Origin of the sequence: Achromobacter dolens, from assembly GCF_902859745.1 — a bacterium.
GTDB classification, from domain to species: domain Bacteria; phylum Pseudomonadota; class Gammaproteobacteria; order Burkholderiales; family Burkholderiaceae_B; genus Achromobacter; species Achromobacter dolens.
In genome coordinates this window covers 1-23,227 of record NZ_CADIJW010000059.1, presented here as the reverse complement: position 1 = coordinate 23,227, position 23,227 = coordinate 1, and the positions used below count along the sequence as shown (strand labels likewise).

Sequence of the window (23,227 nt, the reverse complement as noted above, 5' to 3'; positions counted from 1 at the left end):
ATGACCGATTACGCCCGACTCGACGCCTGGGTGGACGCCCACTTCGATGAAGAAGTGCGCTTCCTGCAGGAACTGGTGCGCGTGCCGACCGACACGCCGCCGGGCAACAACGCCCCGCACGCCGTCCGCACCGCCGAACTGCTGCAAGGTTTCGGCCTGCCGGCCGAGTCCCATCCCGTGCCCGCCGACGAAGTGCGCGCCTACGGCATGGAGTCCATCACCAACCTGATCGTGCGCCGCGAATACGGCGCCGGCGGCCGGCGCATCGCCCTCAACGCCCACGGCGACGTGGTGCCGCCGGGCGACGGCTGGGAGCACGATCCGTATGGCGCCGAGATCGAGGACGGCTGCCTCTACGGGCGCGCCGCCGCGGTCAGCAAGAGCGATTTCGCCAGCTTCACCTTCGCGCTGCGCGCGCTGGAAGCGGTGGCGCGCCCGAGCCATGGCGCGGTCGAACTGCACTTCACCTACGACGAGGAATTCGGCGGCCTGCTCGGTCCCGGCTGGCTGCTGCGCCAGGGCCTGACGAAACCCGACCTGCTGATCGCGGCCGGCTTCAGCTATGAAGTCGTGACGGCCCACAATGGCTGCCTGCAAATGGAGGTCACGGTGCACGGCAAGATGGCGCACGCCGCCATTCCCGCCACCGGCGTGGATGCGCTGCAGGGCGCGGTCTCGATCATGAACGCGCTGTACGCGCAGAACGCGCGCTATCGCGAGATCACTTCGCGGGTCGAGGGCATCAGCCACCCCTATCTGAACATCGGCCGCATCGAAGGCGGCACCAACACCAACGTGGTGCCCGGCAAGGTGGTGTTCAAGCTGGATCGCCGCATGATCCCGGAAGAGAACGCGGCCGAGGTCGAGGCCGACATCCGCCGCATCATCGAAGAAGGCGCGGCCGCCACGCCCGGCCTGCGCGTCGAGATCAAGCGCCTGCTGCTGGCCAACGCCATGCGGCCGCTGCCCGGCAACCAGCCGCTGGTCGACGCCATCCGCAAGCATGGCCAGGACCTGTTCGGCGAGCCGATCCCCGCCATGGGCACGCCGCTCTACACCGACGTGCGCCTGTACGCCGAGGCCGGCATTCCCGGCGTGATCTACGGCGCCGGCCCGCGCACCGTGCTGGAGTCGCACGCCAAGCGCAACGACGAACGCGTGGTGCTGGAAGACCTGCGGCGGGCCACCAAGGTCATCGCCCGAACCCTGGCCGACCTGCTGCGGCCGGCATGAAAAAAGGGCATGACGCACGCGTCATGCCCTTTCGATCCGTGCCTGGCGCAACGCCTGGCCTATGGCCGCGCCAGCCGCGTCACGCGGCGCCAGAACAGCACCCCCACCAGCGCGAACACCGCCAGCCCCAGGAACGAGGCGGTGCGCGCGAATTCCTCGCCCGCGATCGCCAGCGGCGCATCGGTGCCGGCGGCGCCGATGATGGCGGCCATCACCACGCCCACCAGGCTCTCGCCCACGATCAGGCCCGAGGCGATCAGCACGCCGCGCCGGTTGGCGGCGTCGGCGAACGATTCATAGTCCTTGCCGGCGGCCGCGGCGCGGCGGCGCAGCGCGCGCTCCAGCAGCCAGGCCAGCAGCGCGCCGACCACGATCGGCGCCGCCACCGTCGGCGGCAGGTAGATGCCGATGCCCACCGCCAGCACCGGGATGCGGGCGACCTTGCAGGTGCGCTTGAGGATCTCGTCCACCACGATCAGGCCCACGCCCACCGCCATGCCGATCAGGATCATGGTCCAGTTCAGTTGATGCGTGAAGATGCCGCGCGCGATCGCCAGCATCAGCGTGGCCTGCGGCGCCGACAACGCCTGGGACGGGTCCATGCCTGCGCGCGGCATCGCATCGGCGAAGCCGTAGGCGTTGTACAGCAGGTCCAGCACCGGCGAGATCACCGCCGCGCCAAGGACGCAACCGATCAATAGCGCAACCTGCTGGCGCCACGGGGTCGCGCCGACCAGCCAGCCGGTCTTCAGATCCTGCAGATTGTCATTGGAGATCGAGGCCACCGCCACCACCGCCGACGTGCTGAAGATCGCCAGCGCGATGGTCATCTGCACGCCGTTCTGCACCGCCAGCAGGTCGCCGCCCAGCGCCAGCAGCAACAGCGACACCAGCACGATGGCAACGATGCCCACGCCCGAGATCGGGCTGGTCGAGGTGCCCACCAGACCCGCCATGTAGCCGCAGGCCGCCGCCACCAGGAAACCGAAGACGAAAGCAAACAGCACGGCGTAGGCCACCAGTTTCCAGACCGCGGCGGCCGTCAGCGGCGCGTCCGCCAGGAACACCTGGAACGTGATCACCAGCACCGCCACCAGCACCAGTGTGACGACCGAGATCCAGCCCGCCGACAGGTCGCGCTCGGTGCGCGGCGCCTTGCCCGCGCGCGCCGCGCCGGTGCGCGTCAACGCCGAGAACGAGGCCTTGACGCCACGCGCCATCGGCATGAAAAGCGTCGCCAGCGTCCAGATGGCGCCCACGCCGATGACGCCTGCTCCAATGAACCGCACCTGCGACGACCACAGCCCGGTGGCGAATTTCGCCAGCGACATGTCCGCGGGAATCTGGGCCATCGAAGTCAGGATCGGCACCGCGATGCCCCACGAGATCACCAGCCCCGTCAGCATGGCCAGGCCCGCCACGATGCCGATCAGGTAACCCGCGCCCAGCAGCGCCAGCGAAAAACCCATCGGCAGCCGGAACACCGCGCCGCCCAGCGAAAACCAGCCGCTGACGCCGTCGCCCAACACCCGCAGGCCGCTGGCCGCGAAGCTGACTGCCGCCGCCACCACGCCGCCGCTGACGATGTCGCCCATGCCGGTGGCCGCCGGCCTGGCCGGCGCCCGAGCGGAATCCTCGGCCGCGTCCTGGGCGCGCTCGGCGCTGCCCACCCGCAGGATCTCGGCGGCCGCCACGCCCTCCGGGTACGGCAGGTCGCTCTGCACCACCATCACGTGGCGCAGCGGAATCGTGAACATCACGCCCAACATGCCGCCGGCCGCGCAGATGCCCAGGGTCTGCCAGAACGGAAAGCCCTGCCAGTGGCCCATCATGACCAGCGCGGGCAGGATGAAGATGATGGCCGACAGCGTGCCGGCCGCCGAGGCCTGCGTCTGCACCATGTTGTTCTCGAGGATGTTGGCGTCCTTAAACAGGCGCAACACCGACATGGAAATGACCGCCGCCGGGATCGCCGACGAGAAGGTCAGGCCGACCTTGAGCCCCAGGAACACGTTGGAGGCGGTGAAGATAATGGTGATGACTGCGCCCAGCAGCACGCCGCGGAATGTCAGTTCCGGTAGCGTGACCTCTGCCGGGACGCTGGTAGGTTGAGTCATTGAAGTCTCCCTTTACTGGCCGGGACACGAGCCCGCCGCTGGGGCGGGACGGCCCCGGCTATCAGGGCGTTGCCGCCCTGTCTGGTTGCCGGTTTGTTTTTTGTGAAGCGCGAATTCTAGCGCCTTGGCGTCCAGCAGGTGGTCACCACCGGTAAGCGGCCGAAGGCGGCAGATCCTGCCGCCGACACGCCAATCGTCAAATGATTATGCTGAAAACCACGATTTCCTCCCGGCATTTTGATTACCCATGCCCCAGCGACAGGACTAGCATGGCGCTTACAAAGGAGACAAAACCATCATGTGCGACGCCAGCCATTCCCCCGCCGGGACCGCCCCCCGGCATGATGCCGATCCCGCCGAAACCGCCGAATGGCGCGACGGCCTGCAATCCCTGGTCGAGGCCTCGGGCGCCGAACGGGCGGGCTATGTGCTGGACAACCTGCTGGGGCACGCCGCCGCCCTGGGCTTGCGCGCCAACAGCCAGACGCGCACCGCCTACCTGAACACCATCCCCGCCGACCAGGAACCGCCCTTTCCCGGCAACCTGGCGGTCGAGGAACGCATCGCCCGCATCAACCGCTGGAACGCCCTGGCCATGGTGGTGCGCGCCAACCAGGCCCATGGCGAACTGGGCGGCCACATCGCCAGCTACGCCTCGGCCGCCGACCTGTTCGAGGTCGGCTTCAACCACTTCTTCCGCGCAACCACGGCCGACGGCCCGGGCGACCTGGTCTACATGCAGCCGCACTCGGCGCCCGGCGTCTATGCCCGCGCCTACCTGGAGGGTTTCCTCAGCGACGACGACCTGGCCCACTTCCGCCAGGAAATCACCGCCACCGCGCGCGGCCTGCGCGGGCTGTCGTCGTATCCGCATCCCTGGCTGATGCCCGACTTCTGGCAGTTCCCCACCGGCTCGATGGGCATCGGTCCCATCAACGCGATCTACCAGGCGCGCTTCATGCGCTACCTGGAACACCGCTCGCTGGTGCCCGCGAGCGACCGCAAGGTCTGGGGCATCTTCGGCGACGGCGAGATGGACGAACCGGAGTCGATCGCCGCGCTGACCCTGGCCGCGCGCGAAAAGCTCGATAACCTGGTGTTCGTGGTCAACTGCAACCTGCAGCGCCTGGACGGCCCGGTGCGCGGCAACGGTCGCATCATCGACGAACTCGAAACCCTGTACGCGGGCGCCGGCTGGAACGTCATCAAGCTGGTCTGGGGCAGCGACTGGGACGCCCTGCTGCGCCGTGACACCAACGGCGCCCTGGCGCGCGCCTTCGCCAACACGGTGGACGGCCAGTTCCAGACCTTCGCCGCCAACGACGGCGCCTTCAACCGCGCCCACTTCTTCAACCAGAATCCGGACCTGGCGGCGCTGGTGGCCGACTGGACCGACGAGGCCATCGACCGCTTGCACCGTGGCGGCCACGACATGGTCAAGATCCATGCCGCGTACCACCGCGCCGCGCACCATCGCGGCCAGCCCACGGTGATCCTGGCGCAGACCAAGAAGGGCTTTGGCATGGGCACGGCCGGCCAGGGCAAGATGACCACCCACCAGCAGAAGAAGCTGGACGACGAGGCGCTGCTGGCGTTCCGCGACCGCTTCGCCCTGCCGATCTCCGATGCCGATTGCCTGGCGCTCAAGTTCTATCGCCCGGCCGAAGACAGCGCCGAGCTGCGCCACCTGCAGGCGCGCCGCGCCGCGCTGGGCGGCCACATCCCGCGCCGCCAGACCCAGGCGCCGCGCCTGGCGCCGCCGGCGGTGGACCAATGGGCGCGCTTCGCGCTCAGCGCCGACGGCAAGGAGATGTCGTCCACCATGGCCATCGTGCGCATGCTGACGGCGCTGCTGAAAGACCCGCAGGTCGGCCCGCGCATCGTACCCATCGTGGCCGACGAAGCGCGCACCTTCGGCATGGCCAACCTGTTCCGCCAGATCGGCATCTATTCGGCGCAAGGCCAACTGTACGAACCCGAGGACATCGGCTCGGTGCTGTACTACCGCGAGGCGCGCGACGGCCAGATCCTGGAAGAAGGCATCACCGAGGCGGGCGCGATCTCGTCGTGGACGGCGGCCGGCACCAGCTACTCGGTCAACGGCCTGCCGATGCTGCCTTTCTATATCTATTACTCGATGTTCGGTTTCCAGCGCATCGGCGACCTGATCTGGGCCGCGGCCGACCAGCGCACGCGCGGCTTCCTCATCGGCGCCACCTCCGGCCGCACCACGCTGGGCGGCGAAGGCCTGCAGCACCAGGACGGCTCCAGCCACATCATGGCCGCGGCCGTGCCCAACTGCCGCGCCTACGATCCGGCCTACGCCTACGAAGTCGCGGTCATCGTCGAGTACGGCATGCGCCGCATGCTGGACGAACAGCGCGACGAATTCTTCTACCTGACCGTCACCAACGAGAACCTGGCGCAGCCCGACCTGCCGCGGGACGGCGCGGCGGCCGAGGGCATTCTGCGCGGCATGTACCGCCTGCGCCCGGCCCGCCAGCAGGCGGCCGTGCGCCTGCTGGGCGCCGGCCCCATGCTGCGCGAAGCGGAAATAGCCGCCGAGCGCCTGCATGCGGAGTACGACGTGGATGCCGAGGTCTGGAGCGTGACCAGCTTCTCCGAACTGGCGCGCGACGGCCGCGAGGCCGAACGCGCGCGCGCGCTCGGCCTGCCCTCCGCGCCGGACGCGGACTGGGTGCGCGCCTGCCTGGGCGGCAGCGATGCGCCGGTGGTGGCCGCCACCGACTACGTGCGCGCCGTGCCCGAACAGATCCGCGCCTGGGTGCCCGCGCCCTACCGCACGCTGGGCACCGACGGCTTCGGCCGCAGCGACACCCGCGCTCGCCTGCGCGACTTCTTCGAAGTCAGCGCCGACTGGATCGTGCTGCACGCCCTGGACAGCCTGGGCCGGCAGGAGCAAGCCCACGCATTGCGCCGCAAACTGGGCGCAGCCGATCGCGCCACGCCGCCCTGGGCGCAATAACACCCTGAAAGCAAAGGAGAAAAGCCCCGAACCGGGGCTTTTCTCCTTTTTCACCGGCGTCATCACAAGGCGCGCCGGCTTGATCAAAATCGGACGATCGCTGCGCTGCAGCAACCAATTCGCGCCGCTTTCTGTTGAAATACGGGTGTTCCCTAAGCATTTCCCAAAGAATACGGCGGGCCGCGAGCCCGCTTTTTGCTTTCCGATTTACCTTCTCGCTTTTATCTCCAGTTAGCGCCGAAAAGGCTGTATCCCATGGACGAAACCCTCACCAAACTGGCGTTGGATTACCACGCCTATCCCACCCCCGGAAAGATCTCGGTCACCCCGACCAAGACCCTCGCCAACCAGGACGACCTGTCGCTGGCGTACTCGCCCGGCGTGGCCGCCGCGTGCATGGCCATCTTCGACCAGGGCGACGACGCCGCGTCCAAGTACACCTCGCGCGGCAACCTGGTGGGCGTGATCACCAACGGCACCGCCGTGCTGGGCCTGGGCAACATCGGCCCGCTGGCCGCCAAGCCGGTCATGGAAGGCAAGGGCTGCCTGTTCAAGAAGTTCGCCGGCATCGACGTGTTCGACATCGAACTGGCCGAGAACGACCCCGACAAGCTGGTCGACATCATCGCCGCGCTCGAGCCCACGCTCGGCGGCGTCAACCTCGAGGACATCAAGGCGCCCGAGTGCTTCTACATCGAGAAGAAGCTGCGCGAGCGCATGAAGATCCCCGTCTTCCACGACGACCAGCACGGCACCGCCATCATCTCGTCGGCCGCCATCCTGAACGGCCTGAAGGTCGTGGGCAAGGACATCGGCACGGTCAAGCTGGCCTGCTCGGGCGCCGGCGCCGCCGCCATCGCCTGCCTGGACCTGCTGGTGCACCTGGGCGTCAAGCGCGAGAACATCTACGTGGTGGACTCGCGCGGAGTGATCTGGGACGGCCGCGATGAAAACATGGAAGCCAACAAGAAGCGCTACGCGCAGAAGACCGACGCGCGCACGCTGGCCGACGTGGTCAACGGCGCCGACGTGTTCCTGGGCTGCTCGACCGCCGGCGTGCTGACCGCCGACATGGTCAAGACCATGGCCGACCGTCCGCTGATCCTGGCGCTGGCCAACCCGGAGCCGGAGATCCGCCCGGAAGTCGCCAAGGCCGCGCGCCCCGACTGCATCATCGCCACCGGCCGTTCGGACTACCCGAACCAGGTCAATAACGTGCTGTGTTTCCCCTTCATCTTCCGCGGCGCCATGGATGCCGGCGCCTCGCGCATCACCGAGGAAATGAAGCTGGCTTGCGTCAAGGCCATCGCCGAGCTGGCCCAGGCCGAGCAGAACGATGAAGTAGCCCGCGCCTACGCCGGCCAGGAGCTGTCGTTCGGTCCCGACTACATCATCCCGAAGCCGTTCGACCCGCGCCTGATCGTGCAGATCGCCCCGGCCGTGGCCCAGGCCGCCGCCGACTCCGGCGTGGCCGCCCGTCCGATCGAGGACATTGAGGCCTACCGCCAGAAGCTGATGGGCTTCGTCTACCACTCGGGCCAACTGATGCGCCCGCTGTTCGCCCAGGCCAAGAAGGCGCCCAAGCGCGTCATCTACGCCGACGGCGAAGACGAGCGCGTGCTGCGCGCGGTGCAGACCGTGGCCGATGAAAAGCTGGCGTTCCCGATCCTGATCGGCCGTCCGTCCGTGATCGAGATGCGCATCAAGAAGTTCGGCCTGCGCCTGGTCGCCGGCCAGCATTTCGAGATCGTCGATCCCGAAGACGACAGCCGCTTCAACGAAACCTGGAACGCGTACTACCAGCTCAAGGGCCGCGAAGGCGTGACCCCGGCCATCGCCAAGGCGATGATCCGCAAGCACAACACGCTGATCGGCGCGATGCTGCTGCGCCGCGGCGATGCCGACGCGCTGCTGTGCGGCGTGGCCAGCAAGTACGACAACCAGCTCAAGTACATCGACGAGATCATCGGCAGGAAGGAAGGCCAGACCTACGCCGCCCTGAACGTGCTGATGCTGCCCGACCAGACGCTGTTCGTCACCGACACCCACGTCAACGAGAACCCGTCGGCCGAGGAAGTCGCCAACATCACCATCCAGGCAGCCGACGAGATGCTGCGTTTCGGCGTGGTGCCCAAGATCGCCCTGCTGTCGCACTCGAACTTCGGCAGCCGCGTCACGGAGTCGTCGCGCAAGATGGCCGCCGCGCGCCAGTTGGTGCAGGACCGCGCGCCCGACCTGGAAGTGGATGGCGAAATGCACGCCGACGCCGCCCTGTCGGAAAAGATCCGCGTGCTGGCCTACCCGGACAGCACCCTGAAGGGTCGCGCCAACCTGCTGGTCATGCCGACGCTGGACACCGGCAACATCACGTACAACATGCTGAAGATGACGGGCAGCAATGGCGTCGCGATGGGCCCGATCCTGCTGGGCGCCGCGCGTCCGGTGCACATCCTGACGACCAGCGCCACCGTGCGCCGCATCGTCAACATGACCGCCTTGGCCGTGGTCGATGCGCAGCAGGAAGCCGCCGAGGCCGCCAAGAAGCGCCGTTGATCGCATTGCCCTGATCGACACGCAAGGGACGCCCCACGGGGCGTCCTTTTTTTTGGGCCGCTTGATGCCGCGATAGTGCGCCGCGCCGGGCGAATGGTAAAACGGGGCAGCGACTCCCCTCTACCCTTCCCTACCGGAGCCCGACCCTATGTTGCTCGACGCCTTCCTGGCCTGGTTTCACTTCCTGGCCATCTTCGTCCTGGTGGTGGTGCTGACCGCTGAAGCGGTGCTGCTGCGCCCCGACCTGACACCGGCCACGCTCAAGCGCCTGGTGGTCTATGACCGCTTGTATCTGCTGAGCGCGATCCTGGTGCTGGCCACCGGCGTGCTGCGCCTGACACTGGGGGTCAAGGGGGCCGCGTTCTACATGGGCAACCCTTGGTTCCACGCCAAGATCACGCTGTTCGTCATCATCGGCCTCTGTTCGATCCCGCCCACGCTGGCCTTCCTGCGCTGGGCCAAGCAGGCGCGCCAGCTGCCCGCTTTCGTGCCGGACGCCGCCCAGATCAAGCGCGCGCGCCGGTGGGTGATGATCGAATCGCACCTGTTCATCTTGCTGCCGCTGTTCGCGGTGCTGATGGCGCGCGGCATCGGCGTGTAGGGCGCGCCGCGATCCACGCGGCCCGCCCGTCTCAGGGACAGCGCGCGCGGGTCGGCTGTGGCGTGTCGTCGCCGACGGTGATGGTCGCGAAGTGGAACACGCCCACGGCGTCGTTCCGGACCACGTCGATCACTTCGCCGGACAGCGCCTGCCTCACCGACATGCCTTCGGGCACATCGGGCTGGCCATCGCGCCGGGCGACGTCGCCGTTCCAGGGACTCAGCACCAGCACACCCGGAAACGGCTCGCGGGCATCGCCGCGGCCGCGCCGCATCGACTGCACCTGGGTGCCGGCGGCATAACGGACGCCGCCGAACGTCGTCGGGCAGGCCAGCTCGGCATCGCTGACGCGCAACAGGCGCCGCTCGCCATCCAGGTAAAGCCGGGGCTCGCTCAACGGCAGCCCGAACACCTTGACCGCCACCGGGTCCTTGACCTCGATACGCCATTGATCCGGATCGCGCGAGCCATCCGTGTAGACGGTGCCGCTCGATCCATACACAATGGAACCGGGCGCAAGATCCAGCGTGTCGACCCGGTTGCCCGGCCCCAGCACGCACTTGTTCAGCGCCATCATCGCGCCATCCTTCGCCACGTCGAATTCAATGTCCTGGGTGGCGTCGCATTTCCAGCCCAGCACCGTCTGGCTGCCAGCGCCTCGCAGCAGGACGCTGCGCGGATGCCGGCCGCGCAGGGCGTAGGTTTCGCTGTCGTACTCGGCGTCCAGATAGCGTTGCGCCCGCGACGCCTGCACGCCGTACATGGCCACGGGCTGCGGAAACTCGGCTTCGACGTAGGTTTCCAGCTCGCCCTCGTCCTGCAGCTTGAGGCGCGTGCCCGCGGGCATGGCGGTGCCGCCTACCGTCGTCGGCGCTTCCAGGGTGACGTTGCGGGCGGCCTCGCGGCGCGCGCCTTCGCGCTCGATCTGCCAGATGACCGTCTGGACCCAGGCATAGAAGGCAAAGGGGACCAGCAGCACCACGAACAGCAGTCCGGAGGTCTTCCAGTATTTGCGAACCGTGCGGCGCGCGCCGCCGCTGGCGACCAGCACCAGCGCCCAGCCAAGCAGCACCAGGCCGGCAAGAAAACCCAGGGAAACGAAAATGTAGAAGCCCGCTGAGGGCAGCGCTATTGGAATCATGGCAGGGATGATAAACGCCAAACCGCATCACCGCGACGGCGGGGCGGCCATCGGCGGAACACGACGAGGAGCGAGCGGACAACAAAAAACCGCCCGAAGGCGGTTTCCTGGTCAAGCGTGGCGGCGTATCAACGCTTGTCCATCGGCGGCACGTCGCGCGTGACCGAACCGGTGAACAACTGGCGCGGACGGCCGATCTTGTAATCGGGATCCGACAGCATTTCGTTCCACTGGGCGATCCAGCCGACCGTGCGGGCCAGCGCGAAGATGGCCGTGAACAGCGAGGTCGGGATGCCGATGGCGCGCTGGACGATACCCGAGTAGAAGTCCACGTTCGGGTACAGCTTGCGCTGCACGAAGTACGGATCTTCCAGGGCGATGCGTTCCAGTTCCATGGCCAGCTTGAACAGCGGGTCGTTTTCCAGGCCCAGGGCCGAGAGCACTTCCTTGCACGTTTCCTGCATCAGCTTGGCGCGCGGGTCGTAGTTCTTGTAGACGCGGTGGCCAAAGCCCATCAGGCGCACGCCCGAGTTCTTGTCCTTGACCTTCTCCATGAACTCGCCGACCTTGGCGATGCCGCCGTTGGCTTGCAGCTCTTCGAGCATCTGCAGGCAAGCTTCGTTGGCGCCGCCGTGAGCCGGGCCCCACAGGCAAGCCACGCCGGCCGAGATGGCGGCGAACGGGTTGGTGCCCGACGAACCGCACAGGCGGACCGTGGAGGTCGAGGCGTTCTGCTCGTGGTCGGCGTGCAGGATGAAGATGCGGTCGAGCGCGCGCTCGACGACTTCGTTGACCTTGTACTCTTCGCACGGCGTGGCGAACATCATGCGCAGGAAGTTGCCCGTGTAGGACAGGTCGTTCTGCGGATAGATGAACGGTTGGCCTTGCGAGTACTTGTACGCCATCGCGACCAGCGTCGGCATCTTGGCGATCAGGCGGATGGCCGAGATGTGACGATGCTGCGGGTTCGTGATGTCGGTCGAGTCGTGGTAGAACGCCGACAGCGCGCCCACCAGGCCCGTCAGGACGGCCATCGGGTGGGCGTCGCGACGGAAGCCGCGCAGGAAGAAATGGAGCTGTTCGTTGACCATCGTGTGATGGGTCACTTGCGAATCGAAGTCGGCCTTCTGTTCCTGGTTCGGCAGTTCGCCGTTCAGGATCAGGTAGCAGATGTCCATGAAGTCGCAATTGACGGCCAGTTGCTCGATGGGGTAGCCGCGGTACAGCAGCTCGCCCTTGTCGCCGTCGATGTACGTGATGCCCGATTCGCAGGCCGCGGTCGACATGAAGCCGGGGTCGAACGTGAACATGCCCGTCTGGCCGTACAGCTTGCGAATGTCGATCACATCCGGACCGACCGTGCCCTTGTAGACAGGGAACTCAATGGGTGCGCTGCCGTCCGAGAAGGACAGAGTGGCTTTTTTGTCAGACAGGTTCATGTTTTTTCCTCTCAATTAATCAGAGCGACCGCATCTGGCCGATGATGCCGCGGAGCCGGGGCGTGTCGAGCGCGCCCTCGAGCTCCTTGCGGGCCAGCAGCAGGTCGAGAAGATCGTTGTCTCCCAACTCGAAGAGCTGCGTCAATGCCGTCACGTCATCGTCGGTAAGCTCGGCCTCGTAGGCGTCGAGATACCGGGTGATGATCAAGTCGTTTTCGAGCAGGCCCCGGCGCGCCCGCCAACGCAGACGCGCCCGTTCCAGTTCAGTAAGCCTGCTCATCATTACACCTTAAATACACCAAACTACTAGACCGCGCGACGGACCATCAGTTCCTTGATCTTGCCAATGGCCTTGGTCGGGTTCAGCCCCTTGGGACAGACGTCGACGCAGTTCATGATGGTGTGGCAACGGAACAGGCGGTACGGATCTTCCAGGTTGTCCAGACGGCTGCCGGTGGCTTCGTCGCGGCTGTCGGCGATGAAGCGGTAGGCTTGCAGCAGGCCGGCCGGGCCGACGAACTTGTCCGGATTCCACCAGAAGGACGGGCAGGAAGTGGAACAGCACGCGCACAGGATGCACTCGTACAGGCCGTCCAGCTCTTCGCGCGCCTCGGGCGACTGCAGGCGCTCTTTCTCGGGCGGCGGCGTGTCGTTGATGAGGTACGGGCGGATCGAGTGGTACTGGTTGAAGAAGTGCGTCATGTCCACGATCAGGTCGCGGATCACCGGCAGGCCCGGCAGCGGGCGCAGCACGATCGGTTCCTTCAGCTCGCGCAGGTTGGTCGTGCAGGCCAGGCCGTTCTTGCCGTTGATGTTCATGGCGTCCGAACCGCACACGCCTTCACGGCACGAGCGGCGCAGGGCCAGGCTGTCGTCGACGTCGTTCTTGATGCGCACCAGCGCATCGAGCAGCATCTTGTCGGTCGGCTGGAGTTCGACCTCCAGCTTCTGCATGTACGGGCGCTCGTCCTTGTCCGGATCGTAGCGGTAGATTTCGAACTTGACGATTCTCTTGGTGCTCATAGTAGGCTCTATCCGGACTTAGAAGGTACGCGCCTTGGGCGGGAAGGACTCGACCGTCAGCGGCTTCATCTGCACAGGCTTGTAATCCAGGCGGCTGCCTTCGGAGTACCACAGCGTGTGCTTGAGCCAGTTCTCGTCGTCGCGGGTCGGGTGGTCGTCCAGCGCGTGGGCGCCCCGGCTTTCGGTGCGGTTGGCGGCCGACTTGATGGTGGCGCGGGCCACTTCGGTCATGTTGGCCAGTTCCAGCGCCTCGACGCGCGCGGTGTTGAACACCTTGGACTTGTCCTTGAAGTAGATGTTGTCGGCTTGCTTGGCCAGGTCTTCGATCTGGGTCACGCCTTCGTTCAGCAACTCCAGCGTGCGGAACACGCCGCAGTGGCGCTGCATCGAGAAGCGGATGGCGTTGCCGATATCCTGGGTCTTCTCGCCCGAGGTGCGCGATTCCAGCTTGTTGATGCGGTCCATCGAGAATTCGACGGCCTGCTGCGGCACGGGCTGGTGCGCGTGCTGGCGTTCCGGATGCGAATTGACGATGTGGTTGCCGGTGGCGCGGCCGAACACGATCAGGTCCAGCAGCGAGTTGGTGCCCAGGCGGTTGGCGCCGTGCACCGACACCGCGGCGCATTCGCCGATGGCGTACAGGCCGTTGACGATCTTGTTCTCGCCGTTTTCGCGCGTCAGCACCTGGCCGTGATAGTTGGCCGGGATGCCGCCCATCTGGTAGTGGATGGTCGGGACGACGGGGATCGGTTCCTTGATCGGGTCGACGTTGCCGAACTTGATGGCGATTTCGCGGATCGAGGGCAGGCGCTTGTTGATGACGTCGGCGCCGAGGTGGTCGAGCTTGAGCACCACGTAGCTGCCGTCCGGACCGCAGCCGCGGCCTTCCTTGATTTCCTGGTCCATCGAGCGCGACACGAAGTCACGCGGGGCCAGGTCCTTCAGCGTGGGCGCATAGCGCTCCATGAAGCGCTCGCCATCCTTGTTCAGCAGGATGCCGCCTTCGCCGCGCACGCCTTCGGTGATCAGCACGCCGGCGCCGGCCACGCCGGTCGGGTGGAATTGCCAGAATTCCATGTCCTGCAGCGGGATGCCCGCGCGGGCGGCCATGCCCAGGCCGTCGCCGGTGTTGATGAAGGCGTTGGTGGAGGCGGCCCAGATGCGGCCGGCGCCGCCGGTGGCCAGCACCGTGGTCTTGGCTTCCAGGATGTAGATCTCGCCGGTTTCCATTTCGAGGGCGGTCACGCCCACGACGTCGCCGGCTTCGTTGCGCAGCAGGTCCAGCGCCATCCATTCGACGAAGAACTGGGTGCGGGCGGCGACGTTGCGCTGGTACAAGGTGTGCAGCAGCGCGTGGCCGGTACGGTCGGCAGCGGCACAGGCGCGCTGGACCGGCTTTTCACCGAAGTTGGCGGTGTGGCCGCCGAACGGACGCTGGTAGATGGTGCCGTCGGGGTTGCGGTCGAACGGCATGCCGAAGTGCTCGAGCTCGTACACGGCGTTGGGGGCTTCGCGGCACATGAACTCGATGGCGTCCTGGTCGCCCAGCCAGTCAGACCCCTTGACGGTGTCGTACATGTGCCAGTACCAGTTGTCTTCGCTCATGTTGCCCAGCGAGGCGCTCACGCCGCCCTGCGCGGCAACGGTGTGCGAGCGCGTGGGGAACACTTTGGACAGCACCGCAACGGACAGGCCCGCTTGGGACAGTTGCAGCGAACAACGCATGCCGGCTCCGCCGGCGCCAACGACCACCACATCAAACTGGCGGCGCGGCAAGGATTTCATGACAGAGACCACGGCTTAGATGCTCCAGAGGATTTGCGCGAAGTAAACGACCGTACCGATCAACCAGAGGATCGTCAGCACTTGCAACAGCAGGCGCAGGCCCACCGGCTTGACGTAGTCCATCCAGATGTCGCGCACGCCGATCCAGGCATGCCAGGCCAACGCAAAGAAGGCAAGGGAGGCCAGGATCTGGCCAACCGGAATGAAGCCCACGTAGAAATTGAACAGCTTGACCCAGTGTTCGTACGTGAAGGCGGGCATCGTCAGGATGCCGATGAGCAGCACCAGCGTGTACACGGCCATGACGACGGCGGTGACGCGCTGAATGATGAAGTCCATGACGCCATAATGGGCGCCGACGACCAGGCGCTTGGGTCCGTAGTTTTTAGCGGCGGCCATTTACAGCACTCCGAACAGTTTGAGACCGAACACCAGCGTCAGCGCCAGGCTGACACCGAAGACCACGCCGGCGCTTTTCTTGGCCGACAGCTTGTCGATGCCCAGGTGCAGATCCAGCAGCAGGTAGCGGATGCCGGCACAGAAATGGTGCAGGTAGCCCCAGATCAGGACCAGGAAGACAAGCTTGACGATCGGGTTGGCCGCGAAGGAAGCGATCCATGCGAACGACTGCGGCGCGGCCACGCTCGCTGCGAACAGCGGAACGATGACCAAGGGCAAACAGAGGAACAGCAATATGCCGCTGATGCGGTGCAGGATGGACAGCTTGCCGGCCAGGGGCAGGCGATAGGAGAACGCAACTTGGGCAAGCCCAATATTGCGAAACTGCGGACGTGGCTTGGCAGCGGTGTCGGACATGACGGCCTCGGTGTTTCGGAACTAGGGAATCGTGACGGCGCTAATGCCGTGGCCCTTGCGGGCAAACACAGTATTTTCGCCCAGAGAATGGGTCGGTATCAAATCGTAGGTAAAAAACTCATCAATTCAGACTATTGCGGTAGTGGTATCGATCGGTCAAGTACAAGCCCCGTCGGATTTCCATGGGGCGGTCACCATACGTGTACGACACGCGATCCACCTGCAACAACGGCGCGCCGGCGGCAACATTAAGCAACGTACAGACTTCGGCCGGCGCCGCCACGGCACGCAGCTTTTCGTCCGCGCGCACCATGCTGACGCCGAACTCGGATTCGAACAGGCCATAGAGCGGCGCCTTGTTGGCGGTCAGCAGCTCCTGGGTGAGGCCACGGAAGATGGATCCGGGCAGCCAGATGTCGTCAAGCACGGTGGGCACCTGCCCCATGCACAGCAGCCGGCGGATCGAGATCACGGTTTCGCCGGCCCGCAGGTCGAGCGCGCGGGCGATCTCGGCCGGCGCGCGCAAGCGGCGGCATTCGAGGATGCGGCTTTCCGCCCGCACGGCCTCGCCCTCTTCGTCGGGGGCCAGGCGCAGGAAACGATAGCGCACGCGGGCTTCATGATGGGTGGCGACGAAGGTGCCCTTGCCCTGGCGGCGCAGCAGCAGATGCTCGGCCGCAAGCTCGTCGACCGCCTTGCGCACCGTGCCCTGGCTCACCTGGAAACGGGCGGCCAGATCGATTTCGCTGGGGATGAGTTCGCCGGGCTTCCATTCGCCGCGGTCCAGGCTCTGCACGAGCAGGTCCTTGATCTGGCGGTACAGCGGACTGAAAGCGGCCCCCTCGCCCGTCGGACGGGCGGCGCGAGTGCGTAGGGGAGTTTCGGGCCGGGGGTCTGCCATGGATCGTCTTGGAAGTGTCATGTTCATCCGGAGAATGGAAGGCAGCGCAAACGATGCGGTTTCCATTCGCGTGCGCTGCTGCGGTGCCGGTATTCTGGCCTGATACAGGCGCGCAGCCGGCGGTGCTGCGGCGCATTCGAACAAACGCTCTATTGTGGCATATCGGGGGTGACGCTGTCCAACGTCTTATGTCTTATATAAGATATAAGATCAATTGACGCACCCGTAAATTAGTTCTAGGATTCCTGGCTGTCCGGCGACACATCCGCCCCCTCGCGCGCGGGCCGTCTTCGCCGTTCAACGGATTACACTGATTGGTGAGATTATTTTCTCGCCACACCATTACGGAGAACGTCCATGTCTAAGCCTGCCTTGCGTGTCGCCGTCACCGGCGCCGCCGGCCAAATCGGTTACGCACTGCTGTTCCGCATCGCCTCGGGCGAAATGCTGGGCAAAGATCAGCCCGTCATTCTGCAACTGCTCGAAATCCCCGACGAGAAAGCGCAAAAGGCCCTGAAGGGCGTCATCATGGAACTGGATGACTGCGCCTTCCCGCTGCTGCAGGAAGTCACCGCCCACAGCGACCCGCGCACGGCATTCAAGGACGCGGACGTGGCCCTGCTGGTCGGCGCCCGCCCGCGCGGCCCCGGCATGGAACGCAAGGACCTGCTGTCGGTCAACGCCCAGATCTTCACGGCCCAGGGCAAGGCCCTGAACGACGTCGCCAGCCGCAACGTCAAGGTCCTGGTGGTCGGCAACCCGGCCAACACCAACGCCTACATCGCCATGAAGTCGGCGCCGGACCTGCCCGCCAAGAACTTCACCGCCATGCTGCGCCTGGACCACAACCGCGCCCTGTCGCAACTGGCCGCCAAGTCGGGCAAGGCCGTGGCCGACATCGAGAAGCTGGTCGTGTGGGGCAACCACTCGCCCACCATGTACCCCGACTACCGCTTCGCCACCGTCGGCGGCGAATCGCTGGCCAAGCTGATCAACGACGACGCCTGGAACCGCGACACCTTCATCCCCACCGTGGGCAAGCGTGGCGCCGCCATCATCGAGGCCCGTGGCCTGTCGTCGGCCGCCTCGGCCGCCAACGCCGCCATCGACCACGTCCGTGACTGGGTCCTGGGCAGCAACGGCAAGTGGGTCACGATGGGCATCCCGTCGGATGGCTCCTACGGCATCCCCGAAGGCATCATCTACGGCGTGCCGGTGACCACCGAAAACGGCGAATACAAGCGCGTCGAAGGCCTGGAAATCGACGCCTTCTCGCGTGAGCGCCTGGACTTCACGCTGAAAGAGCTCCTCGAAGAGCGCGACGGCGTCAAGGACCTGCTGAAGTAAGCAGCCAGCAAGCAGAATTGGGCCCGTTGACGCGGGCCCAATTCGCAAGCGGACGGCGCGTCAACGGATGCGCCGCCCGCGGAACGCAAACCTGTCTCTTTGCGCCCGCGCAATGAATTGTCGCGAAGGGGACAGATTTTCGTTCCGCGACCGCGGTAAGGTCGTGGCCAGGCGCCGGAACCCGATGTCCGGCACGGCCACACGCCGCGGGCGCGCAGACCCAGCCATCCCAGCCGGGGCAACGTCACGACACCCGGCCCCTATAACGGAGACTCCCCATGTCCAGACCCGAATCCGCCGGCGCCCTGTTCCGCCGCGCGCTCGCCGAAGAAAGCCCGCTGCAGATCATCGGCGCCATCAATGCCAACCACGCCCTGCTGGCCAAGCGCGCCGGCTACCGCGCCATTTATCTGTCGGGCGGCGGCGTGGCGGCGGGCTCGCTGGGCCTGCCCGACCTGGGCATCAACACCATGGACGACGTGCTGACGGACGTGCGCCGCATCACCGACGTCTGCGACGTGCCGCTGCTGGTCGACATCGACACCGGCTTCGGCCCGTCGGCGTTCAACATCGCCCGCACCGTCAAGAGCCTGATCAAGTTCGGCGCCGCCGCCTGCCACATCGAAGACCAGGTCGGCGCCAAGCGCTGCGGCCATCGCCCGGGCAAGGAAATCGTCAGCACCGAAGAGATGGCCGACCGCGTCAAGGCCGCGGCCGACGCCCGCACCGACAGCGACTTCTACCTGATCGCGCGCACCGACGCCATTGCCTCGCACGGCGTGGACGCCGCCATCGAGCGCGCCCTGGCCTGCGTCGAAGCCGGCGCCGACGCCATCTTCGCCGAAGCCGCCTACGACCTGCCGACCTACGACCGCTTCGTCAAGGCGGTCAAGGTGCCGGTGCTGGCCAACATCACCGAATTCGGCAAGACGCCGCTGTTCTCGGTGGAAGAACTCAAGAGCGTGGGCGTGGGCATGGTGCTCTACCCGCTGTCGGCCTTCCGCGCCATGAACAAGGCCGCCGAGGCCGTCTACACCGCCATCCGCCGCGACGGCCACCAGAAGAACGTGGTCGACCTGATGCAGACGCGCGAGGAACTGTACGACCGCATCGGCTACCACGAATTCGAATCGCGCCTGGACGCCCTGTTCCAGAAAGGCAAGGCCTGACGCGCGCCACCGCATCCGGCGCCACGGCGACCCCGCGGCGCCCCGCTTCCCCATTGCATCGACCACCGCGAAAGGAAAGGAGTAGAGACATGAGCACGGCTCCCAAGAAGCAGGCTGCCAAAACGGATACCACCGCGGACGCCGCCCCGGCCGCCAAGCCGGAAGAAAAGGCCGGCTTCAAGCCCAAGAAATCGGTCGCGCTGTCCGGCGTGGTCGCCGGCAACACCGCGCTGTGCACGGTCGGCCGCAGCGGCAACGACCTGCACTACCGCGGCTACGACATCCTGGACATCGCCCACACCAGCGAGTTCGAGGAAATCGCCCACCTGCTGGTGCATGGCAAGCTGCCCAACAAGGCCGAACTGGCGGCCTACAAGCAGAAGCTGCGTTCGCTGCGCGGCCTGCCCGTGCAACTGCAGGATGCGCTCGAGGCCCTGCCGGCCGCGAGCCACCCGATGGACGTGATGCGCACGGCCGTCTCGGTGCTGGGCTGCGTGCTCCCCGAGAAGGACGACCACAACCTGCCCGGCGCGCGCGACATCGCTGACCGCCTGATGGCCAACCTGGGCTCGGCCCTGCTGTACTGGTACCACTACAGCCACAACGGCCGCGTGATCGACGTGCAGACTGACGATGACAGCATCGGCGGCCACTTCCTGCACCTGCTGCACGGCGAGAAGCCGAGCGACGAGTGGGTCAAGGCGATGCACATCTCGCTGAACCTGTACGCCGAGCACGAGTTCAACGCCTCCACCTTCACCGCCCGCGTCATCGCCGGCACCGGCTCGGACATGTACTCGGCGATCACCGGCGCCATCGGCGCGCTGCGCGGCCCCAAGCACGGCGGCGCCAACGAAGTCGCCTTCGACGTGCAGAAGCGCTACGAGACGCCGGACGAAGCCGAGGCCGACATCCGCCGCCGCGTCGAGGCCAAGGAAGTCATCATCGGCTTCGGCCACCCGGTCTACACCGTGTCCGACCCGCGCAACAAGGTCATCAAGGAAGTGGCCAAGAAGCTGTCCAAGAAGGCCGGCAGCACCAAGATGTTCGACATCGCCGAACGCCTCGAGACGGTCATGTGGGACATCAAGAAGATGTTCCCCAACCTGGACTGGTTCTCGGCCGTCAGCTACCACATGATGGGCGTGCCGACCGCCATGTTCACCCCGCTGTTCGTGATCGCGCGCACCGCGGGCTGGTCGGCCCACATCATCGAGCAGCGCGTGGACAACAAGATCATCCGCCCGACCGCCAACTACGTCGGACCGGAAGATCAGAAGTTCGTGCCGCTCGACAAGCGCAAGTAGGACGACGACATGGGCCTGCCGACGCCTTTCCCCGCGCCGCGCGGGCCCAGTGCCGCCTGTATTCACTCAGGAGAGGTACCCAATGTCTGCCCCGATCTCCAACGTCCGTCCCGAGCCCGACCAGGTCCTGGTCGATATCGCGGACTACGTCCTCAACTATGAAATCCAGAGCGGCCTGGCCTACGAGACCGCTCGCAACTGCCTGATCGACACCCTGGGCTGCGGCCTGGAAGCGCTGGAATACCCGGCGTGCCGCAAGCTGCTGGGCCCCGTCGTTCCCGGCACCATCGTCCCGCACGGCGCCAAGGTGCCCGGCACCCAATTCCAACTCGATCCCGTGCAGGCCGCGTTCAACATCGGCGCGATGATCCGCTGGCTCGATTTCAACGACACCTGGCTGGCCGCCGAATGGGGCCACCCTTCCGACAACCTGGGCGGCATCCTGGCCACCGCCGACTGGCTGTCGCGCACCGCCGTCGCCGCCGGCAAGCCGCCGCTGACCATGCGCGCCGTGCTGACCGGCATGATCAAGGCGCACGAGATCCAGGGCTGCATCGCGCTGGAAAACTCCTTCAACAAGGTCGGCCTGGACCACGTGGTGCTGGTCAAGGTGGCGTCCACCGCCGTCGTGGCGCAGATGCTGGGCCTCACCCGCGACGAAGTCATCAACGCCGTCTCGCTGGCCTGGGTCGACGGCCAGAGCCTGCGCACCTACCGCCACGCCCCCAACACCGGCAGCCGCAAGAGCTGGGCCGCCGGCGACGCCACCAGCCGCGCCGTGCGCCTGGCGCTGATCGCCCGCACCGGCGAGATGGGCTACCCCTCGGTGCTGTCCGCCAAGACCTGGGGCTTCTACGACGTGCTGTTCAAGGGCCAGCCGTTCAGGTTCCAGCGTCCCTACGGCAGCTACGTCATGGAAAACGTGCTGTTCAAGATTTCGTTCCCGGCCGAGTTCCACTCGCAGACCGCGGTCGAATGCGCCATGCAGATCCACGACCGCCTCAAGTCCCTGGGCAAGTCCACCGACGACATCGCCAGCATCACCATCCGCACCCACGAGGCGTGCATCCGCATCATCGACAAGAAGGGCCCGCTGAACAACCCCGCCGACCGCGACCACTGCATCCAGTACATGGTCGCCGTGCCGCTCCTGTTCGGCCGCCTCACCGCCGCCGACTACGAGGACGACGTCGCCGCCGACCCGCGCATCGACGCCCTGCGCGACAAGATCACCTGCGTCGAGGACCCGGCCTACACCCGCGACTACCACGACCCCGACAAGCGCTCCATCGCCAACGCCCTCACCGTCCGGTTCACCGACGGCACCCAGCTCGACGAGGTCGTCTGCGAATACCCCATCGGCCACAAGCGCCGCCGCGCCGACGGCATCCCCCTGCTGGAAGCGAAATTCCGCACCAACCTGGCCCGCATCTTCCCCGCCCGCCAACAGGCCCGCATCCTGGAAGCCTCGCTGGACCAGAAAAAGCTGGAAGCGATGCCGGTCCACGAGTACGTCGATCTGTATGTGATCTGAGGCGACACGCGCGGATCTGATCCGAAGCGACAAGCGCAGATCTGAAGCGACAAGCTGCACGCCCCACGGCCCCATCACGGCAAAACCGTCCGGGGCCGCTCTTCTCCCTTCCTCGCGGCTGCGCGCCAAGCAAGCACCTGTCCAGCACCGCGCAGCGAACACCCTCCCGACGCAATCCACCGCGTAAGTCAAGACCGGCCGCCCGCGCGGCCGGCCTTGACGGGCCCCGCAAACCTCTCCATAACCCCACCGGCCTGGCAGCGCATCATTTCTCGAAACCCGCAGCCCGTCGCGGCGGCGGTTTGGGGGGCGGGCAACCTCGATGCGCCCGACGGAAACCGAAGGCAGCCGCCGAACGGCGGCCACGAGGTTGAGGCAGGGGCAGTCCGGAGCGAACGCTCCGGACCGCAATCGTGGGCGCCCGCCCCCCAAACCGCCGCCGCGACGGGCGACCTACGAAGAACCCCCAGCCCTCAGCAATTACAATCCCCCTTCCCCAAGAAAACAAAGACCGCCCCCACCATGTCCATGCTCTGGGTAAAAACCTTCCACATCGTCTTCATCGCCTCCTGGTTCGCCGGCCTGTTCTACCTGCCCCGGATCTTCGTGAACCTGGCACAGCAATCGGATTCGGCCGTGCAGGTCACCCTGCTCGGCATGGCGCGCCGCCTCTACCGCTTCACCACCATCCTGGCGGTCGTCGCCGTCGCGCTCGGCATGTGGCTGTACCTGGGTTACGGCATCGGCGTCGGCCCCGGCAACGGCTGGATGCACGCCAAGCTCTTTTTCGTCCTGCTCGTCATCGGCTACCATCACGCCTGTGGCGTCATGCTGCGTAAATTCGAACAGGGCAAGAACACCCGTTCGCACAAGTTCTATCGCTGGTTCAACGAAGTTCCCGTCTTGCTGCTCTTGGTGGTGGTGGCGCTGGTCGTCGTCAAACCCTTCTGATTCCCCCCTACCCTTTGCACATTCGCCAGGATTCGTATGTCCGCTGATGACCAGGACCGCCCGCGCAAGACGCTGACGATCAAGAAAACCGCGCGCGACGCGCACGCCGAAGCCGCCCCCAAGCGGGTGCGCACCGGCGCCCGCGCCCGCCTGGTCGCCCAGAACGAGCGCGCCAAGGACAACATCGAGCGTCAGAAGGACCCCGAGGGCTACCAGCAGCGCCAGGCCGCCGCCCGCGCCGCGCGCCGGCCGGACGATCGTGAACGCGTCGACGGCCCGCGCCGTGGCGATGGCCCGCGCGGAGACCGCCCGCGCCGCGATGCC

General features: G+C 66.3%; 18 protein-coding genes and 1 pseudogene. 10 read left to right on the top strand and 9 right to left on the bottom strand.

What is annotated here, in order from left to right:
• Nucleotides 1–1,233, top strand: a complete 1,233-nt coding sequence (locus HV783_RS25985) for a M20 family metallopeptidase (protein ID WP_175167605.1) — start codon at nt 1–3, stop codon at nt 1,231–1,233.
• A gap of 59 nt (nt 1,234–1,292) precedes the next feature.
• On the opposite strand, the gene HV783_RS25980 is transcribed toward HV783_RS25985, so the two are convergent.
• Nucleotides 1,293–3,350 (bottom strand): OPT family oligopeptide transporter, encoded by a 2,058-nt coding sequence (locus HV783_RS25980; protein WP_175190148.1) that lies wholly within the window; start codon nt 3,348–3,350, stop codon nt 1,293–1,295.
• Between the two features lie 298 nt (nt 3,351–3,648).
• Between HV783_RS25980 and mdeB the strand changes: the two genes are divergently transcribed.
• From mdeB to HV783_RS25965, 3 genes are all read left to right on the top strand, one after another.
• On the top strand, nt 3,649–6,336 hold the full coding sequence (gene mdeB, locus HV783_RS25975) for an alpha-ketoglutarate dehydrogenase (protein ID WP_175190147.1): 2,688 nt from the start codon (nt 3,649–3,651) through the stop codon (nt 6,334–6,336).
• 255 nt (nt 6,337–6,591) lie between these two features.
• The gene (locus HV783_RS25970) at nt 6,592–8,889 is read left to right on the top strand and encodes an NADP-dependent malic enzyme (protein WP_049072257.1); all 2,298 of its coding nucleotides are present in this window, start codon (nt 6,592–6,594) and stop codon (nt 8,887–8,889) included.
• A gap of 148 nt (nt 8,890–9,037) precedes the next feature.
• Nucleotides 9,038–9,490: a DUF2214 family protein gene (locus tag HV783_RS25965; RefSeq protein WP_144654983.1), complete on the top strand. Its 453-nt coding sequence runs from the start codon at nt 9,038–9,040 to the stop codon at nt 9,488–9,490.
• Between the two features lie 31 nt (nt 9,491–9,521).
• On the opposite strand, the gene HV783_RS25960 is transcribed toward HV783_RS25965, so the two are convergent.
• From HV783_RS25960 to HV783_RS25925, 8 genes are all read right to left on the bottom strand, one after another.
• Nucleotides 9,522–10,631 carry a hypothetical protein gene (locus tag HV783_RS25960; RefSeq protein ID WP_175190146.1) on the bottom strand — a complete coding sequence of 370 codons (1,110 nt, stop codon included), beginning with the start codon at nt 10,629–10,631 and terminating at the stop codon, nt 9,522–9,524.
• Nucleotides 10,632–10,759: 128 nt separating this feature from the next.
• On the bottom strand, nt 10,760–12,070 hold the full coding sequence (locus HV783_RS25955; protein ID WP_047992235.1) for a citrate synthase: 1,311 nt from the start codon (nt 12,068–12,070) through the stop codon (nt 10,760–10,762).
• 19 nt (nt 12,071–12,089) lie between these two features.
• Entirely contained in the window at nt 12,090–12,350 is a 261-nt protein-coding gene (locus HV783_RS25950; RefSeq protein WP_049077540.1) for a succinate dehydrogenase assembly factor 2, read from the bottom strand.
• Between the two features lie 26 nt (nt 12,351–12,376).
• The gene (locus tag HV783_RS25945; RefSeq protein ID WP_054501497.1) at nt 12,377–13,093 is read right to left on the bottom strand and encodes a succinate dehydrogenase iron-sulfur subunit; all 717 of its coding nucleotides are present in this window, start codon (nt 13,091–13,093) and stop codon (nt 12,377–12,379) included.
• An 18-nt stretch (nt 13,094–13,111) separates the two neighbouring features.
• Nucleotides 13,112–14,878: a succinate dehydrogenase flavoprotein subunit gene (gene sdhA / locus HV783_RS25940; protein ID WP_208025194.1), complete on the bottom strand. Its 1,767-nt coding sequence runs from the start codon at nt 14,876–14,878 to the stop codon at nt 13,112–13,114.
• 15 nt (nt 14,879–14,893) lie between these two features.
• Entirely contained in the window at nt 14,894–15,277 is a 384-nt protein-coding gene (gene sdhD, locus HV783_RS25935; RefSeq protein WP_054501498.1) for a succinate dehydrogenase, hydrophobic membrane anchor protein, read from the bottom strand.
• Nucleotides 15,278–15,694, bottom strand: coding sequence for a succinate dehydrogenase, cytochrome b556 subunit (gene sdhC, locus HV783_RS25930; RefSeq protein WP_054501499.1), 417 nt, complete (start codon nt 15,692–15,694; stop codon nt 15,278–15,280).
• 121 nt (nt 15,695–15,815) lie between these two features.
• Complete coding sequence (locus HV783_RS25925) at nt 15,816–16,595, bottom strand: GntR family transcriptional regulator (RefSeq protein WP_035360087.1); 780 nt, start codon at nt 16,593–16,595, stop codon at nt 15,816–15,818.
• A gap of 357 nt (nt 16,596–16,952) precedes the next feature.
• Between HV783_RS25925 and HV783_RS25920 the strand changes: the two genes are divergently transcribed.
• From HV783_RS25920 to HV783_RS25895, 6 genes and pseudogenes are all read left to right on the top strand, one after another.
• The gene (locus HV783_RS25920; protein ID WP_049072248.1) at nt 16,953–17,942 is read left to right on the top strand and encodes a malate dehydrogenase; all 990 of its coding nucleotides are present in this window, start codon (nt 16,953–16,955) and stop codon (nt 17,940–17,942) included.
• 278 nt (nt 17,943–18,220) lie between these two features.
• Nucleotides 18,221–19,111, top strand: a complete 891-nt coding sequence (prpB, locus tag HV783_RS25915) for a methylisocitrate lyase (protein WP_054501500.1) — start codon at nt 18,221–18,223, stop codon at nt 19,109–19,111.
• An 89-nt stretch (nt 19,112–19,200) separates the two neighbouring features.
• A complete protein-coding gene (prpC, locus tag HV783_RS25910; protein ID WP_064524451.1) occupies nt 19,201–20,418 on the top strand; it encodes a bifunctional 2-methylcitrate synthase/citrate synthase in 1,218 nt (405 codons plus the stop codon).
• Nucleotides 20,419–20,500: 82 nt separating this feature from the next.
• A complete protein-coding gene (locus HV783_RS25905) occupies nt 20,501–21,952 on the top strand; it encodes a bifunctional 2-methylcitrate dehydratase/aconitate hydratase (RefSeq protein ID WP_144654981.1) in 1,452 nt (483 codons plus the stop codon).
• A 522-nt stretch (nt 21,953–22,474) separates the two neighbouring features.
• Nucleotides 22,475–22,903, top strand: coding sequence for a CopD family protein (locus tag HV783_RS25900; protein WP_006384749.1), 429 nt, complete (start codon nt 22,475–22,477; stop codon nt 22,901–22,903).
• Between the two features lie 36 nt (nt 22,904–22,939).
• Nucleotides 22,940–23,227: pseudogene (locus HV783_RS25895) on the top strand (DNA methyltransferase); the annotation flags it as partial.

Excerpts from the sequence above, each read along its gene's own strand:
- HV783_RS25985 (WP_175167605.1), top strand. The coding sequence starts at position 1 with ATGACCGATTACGCCCGACTCGACGCCTGGGTGGACGCCCACTTCGAT.
- HV783_RS25980 (WP_175190148.1), bottom strand. The coding sequence starts at position 3,350 with ATGACTCAACCTACCAGCGTCCCGGCAGAGGTCACGCTACCGGAACTG.
- mdeB (WP_175190147.1), top strand. The coding sequence starts at position 3,649 with ATGTGCGACGCCAGCCATTCCCCCGCCGGGACCGCCCCCCGGCATGAT.
- HV783_RS25970 (WP_049072257.1), top strand. The coding sequence starts at position 6,592 with ATGGACGAAACCCTCACCAAACTGGCGTTGGATTACCACGCCTATCCC.
- HV783_RS25965 (WP_144654983.1), top strand. The coding sequence starts at position 9,038 with ATGTTGCTCGACGCCTTCCTGGCCTGGTTTCACTTCCTGGCCATCTTC.
- HV783_RS25960 (WP_175190146.1), bottom strand. The coding sequence starts at position 10,631 with ATGATTCCAATAGCGCTGCCCTCAGCGGGCTTCTACATTTTCGTTTCC.
- HV783_RS25955 (WP_047992235.1), bottom strand. The coding sequence starts at position 12,070 with ATGAACCTGTCTGACAAAAAAGCCACTCTGTCCTTCTCGGACGGCAGC.
- HV783_RS25950 (WP_049077540.1), bottom strand. The coding sequence starts at position 12,350 with ATGAGCAGGCTTACTGAACTGGAACGGGCGCGTCTGCGTTGGCGGGCG.
- HV783_RS25945 (WP_054501497.1), bottom strand. The coding sequence starts at position 13,093 with ATGAGCACCAAGAGAATCGTCAAGTTCGAAATCTACCGCTACGATCCG.
- sdhA (WP_208025194.1), bottom strand. The coding sequence starts at position 14,878 with ATGAAATCCTTGCCGCGCCGCCAGTTTGATGTGGTGGTCGTTGGCGCC.
- sdhD (WP_054501498.1), bottom strand. The coding sequence starts at position 15,277 with ATGGCCGCCGCTAAAAACTACGGACCCAAGCGCCTGGTCGTCGGCGCC.
- sdhC (WP_054501499.1), bottom strand. The coding sequence starts at position 15,694 with ATGTCCGACACCGCTGCCAAGCCACGTCCGCAGTTTCGCAATATTGGG.
- HV783_RS25925 (WP_035360087.1), bottom strand. The coding sequence starts at position 16,595 with ATGGCAGACCCCCGGCCCGAAACTCCCCTACGCACTCGCGCCGCCCGT.
- HV783_RS25920 (WP_049072248.1), top strand. The coding sequence starts at position 16,953 with ATGTCTAAGCCTGCCTTGCGTGTCGCCGTCACCGGCGCCGCCGGCCAA.
- prpB (WP_054501500.1), top strand. The coding sequence starts at position 18,221 with ATGTCCAGACCCGAATCCGCCGGCGCCCTGTTCCGCCGCGCGCTCGCC.
- prpC (WP_064524451.1), top strand. The coding sequence starts at position 19,201 with ATGAGCACGGCTCCCAAGAAGCAGGCTGCCAAAACGGATACCACCGCG.
- HV783_RS25905 (WP_144654981.1), top strand. The coding sequence starts at position 20,501 with ATGTCTGCCCCGATCTCCAACGTCCGTCCCGAGCCCGACCAGGTCCTG.
- HV783_RS25900 (WP_006384749.1), top strand. The coding sequence starts at position 22,475 with ATGTCCATGCTCTGGGTAAAAACCTTCCACATCGTCTTCATCGCCTCC.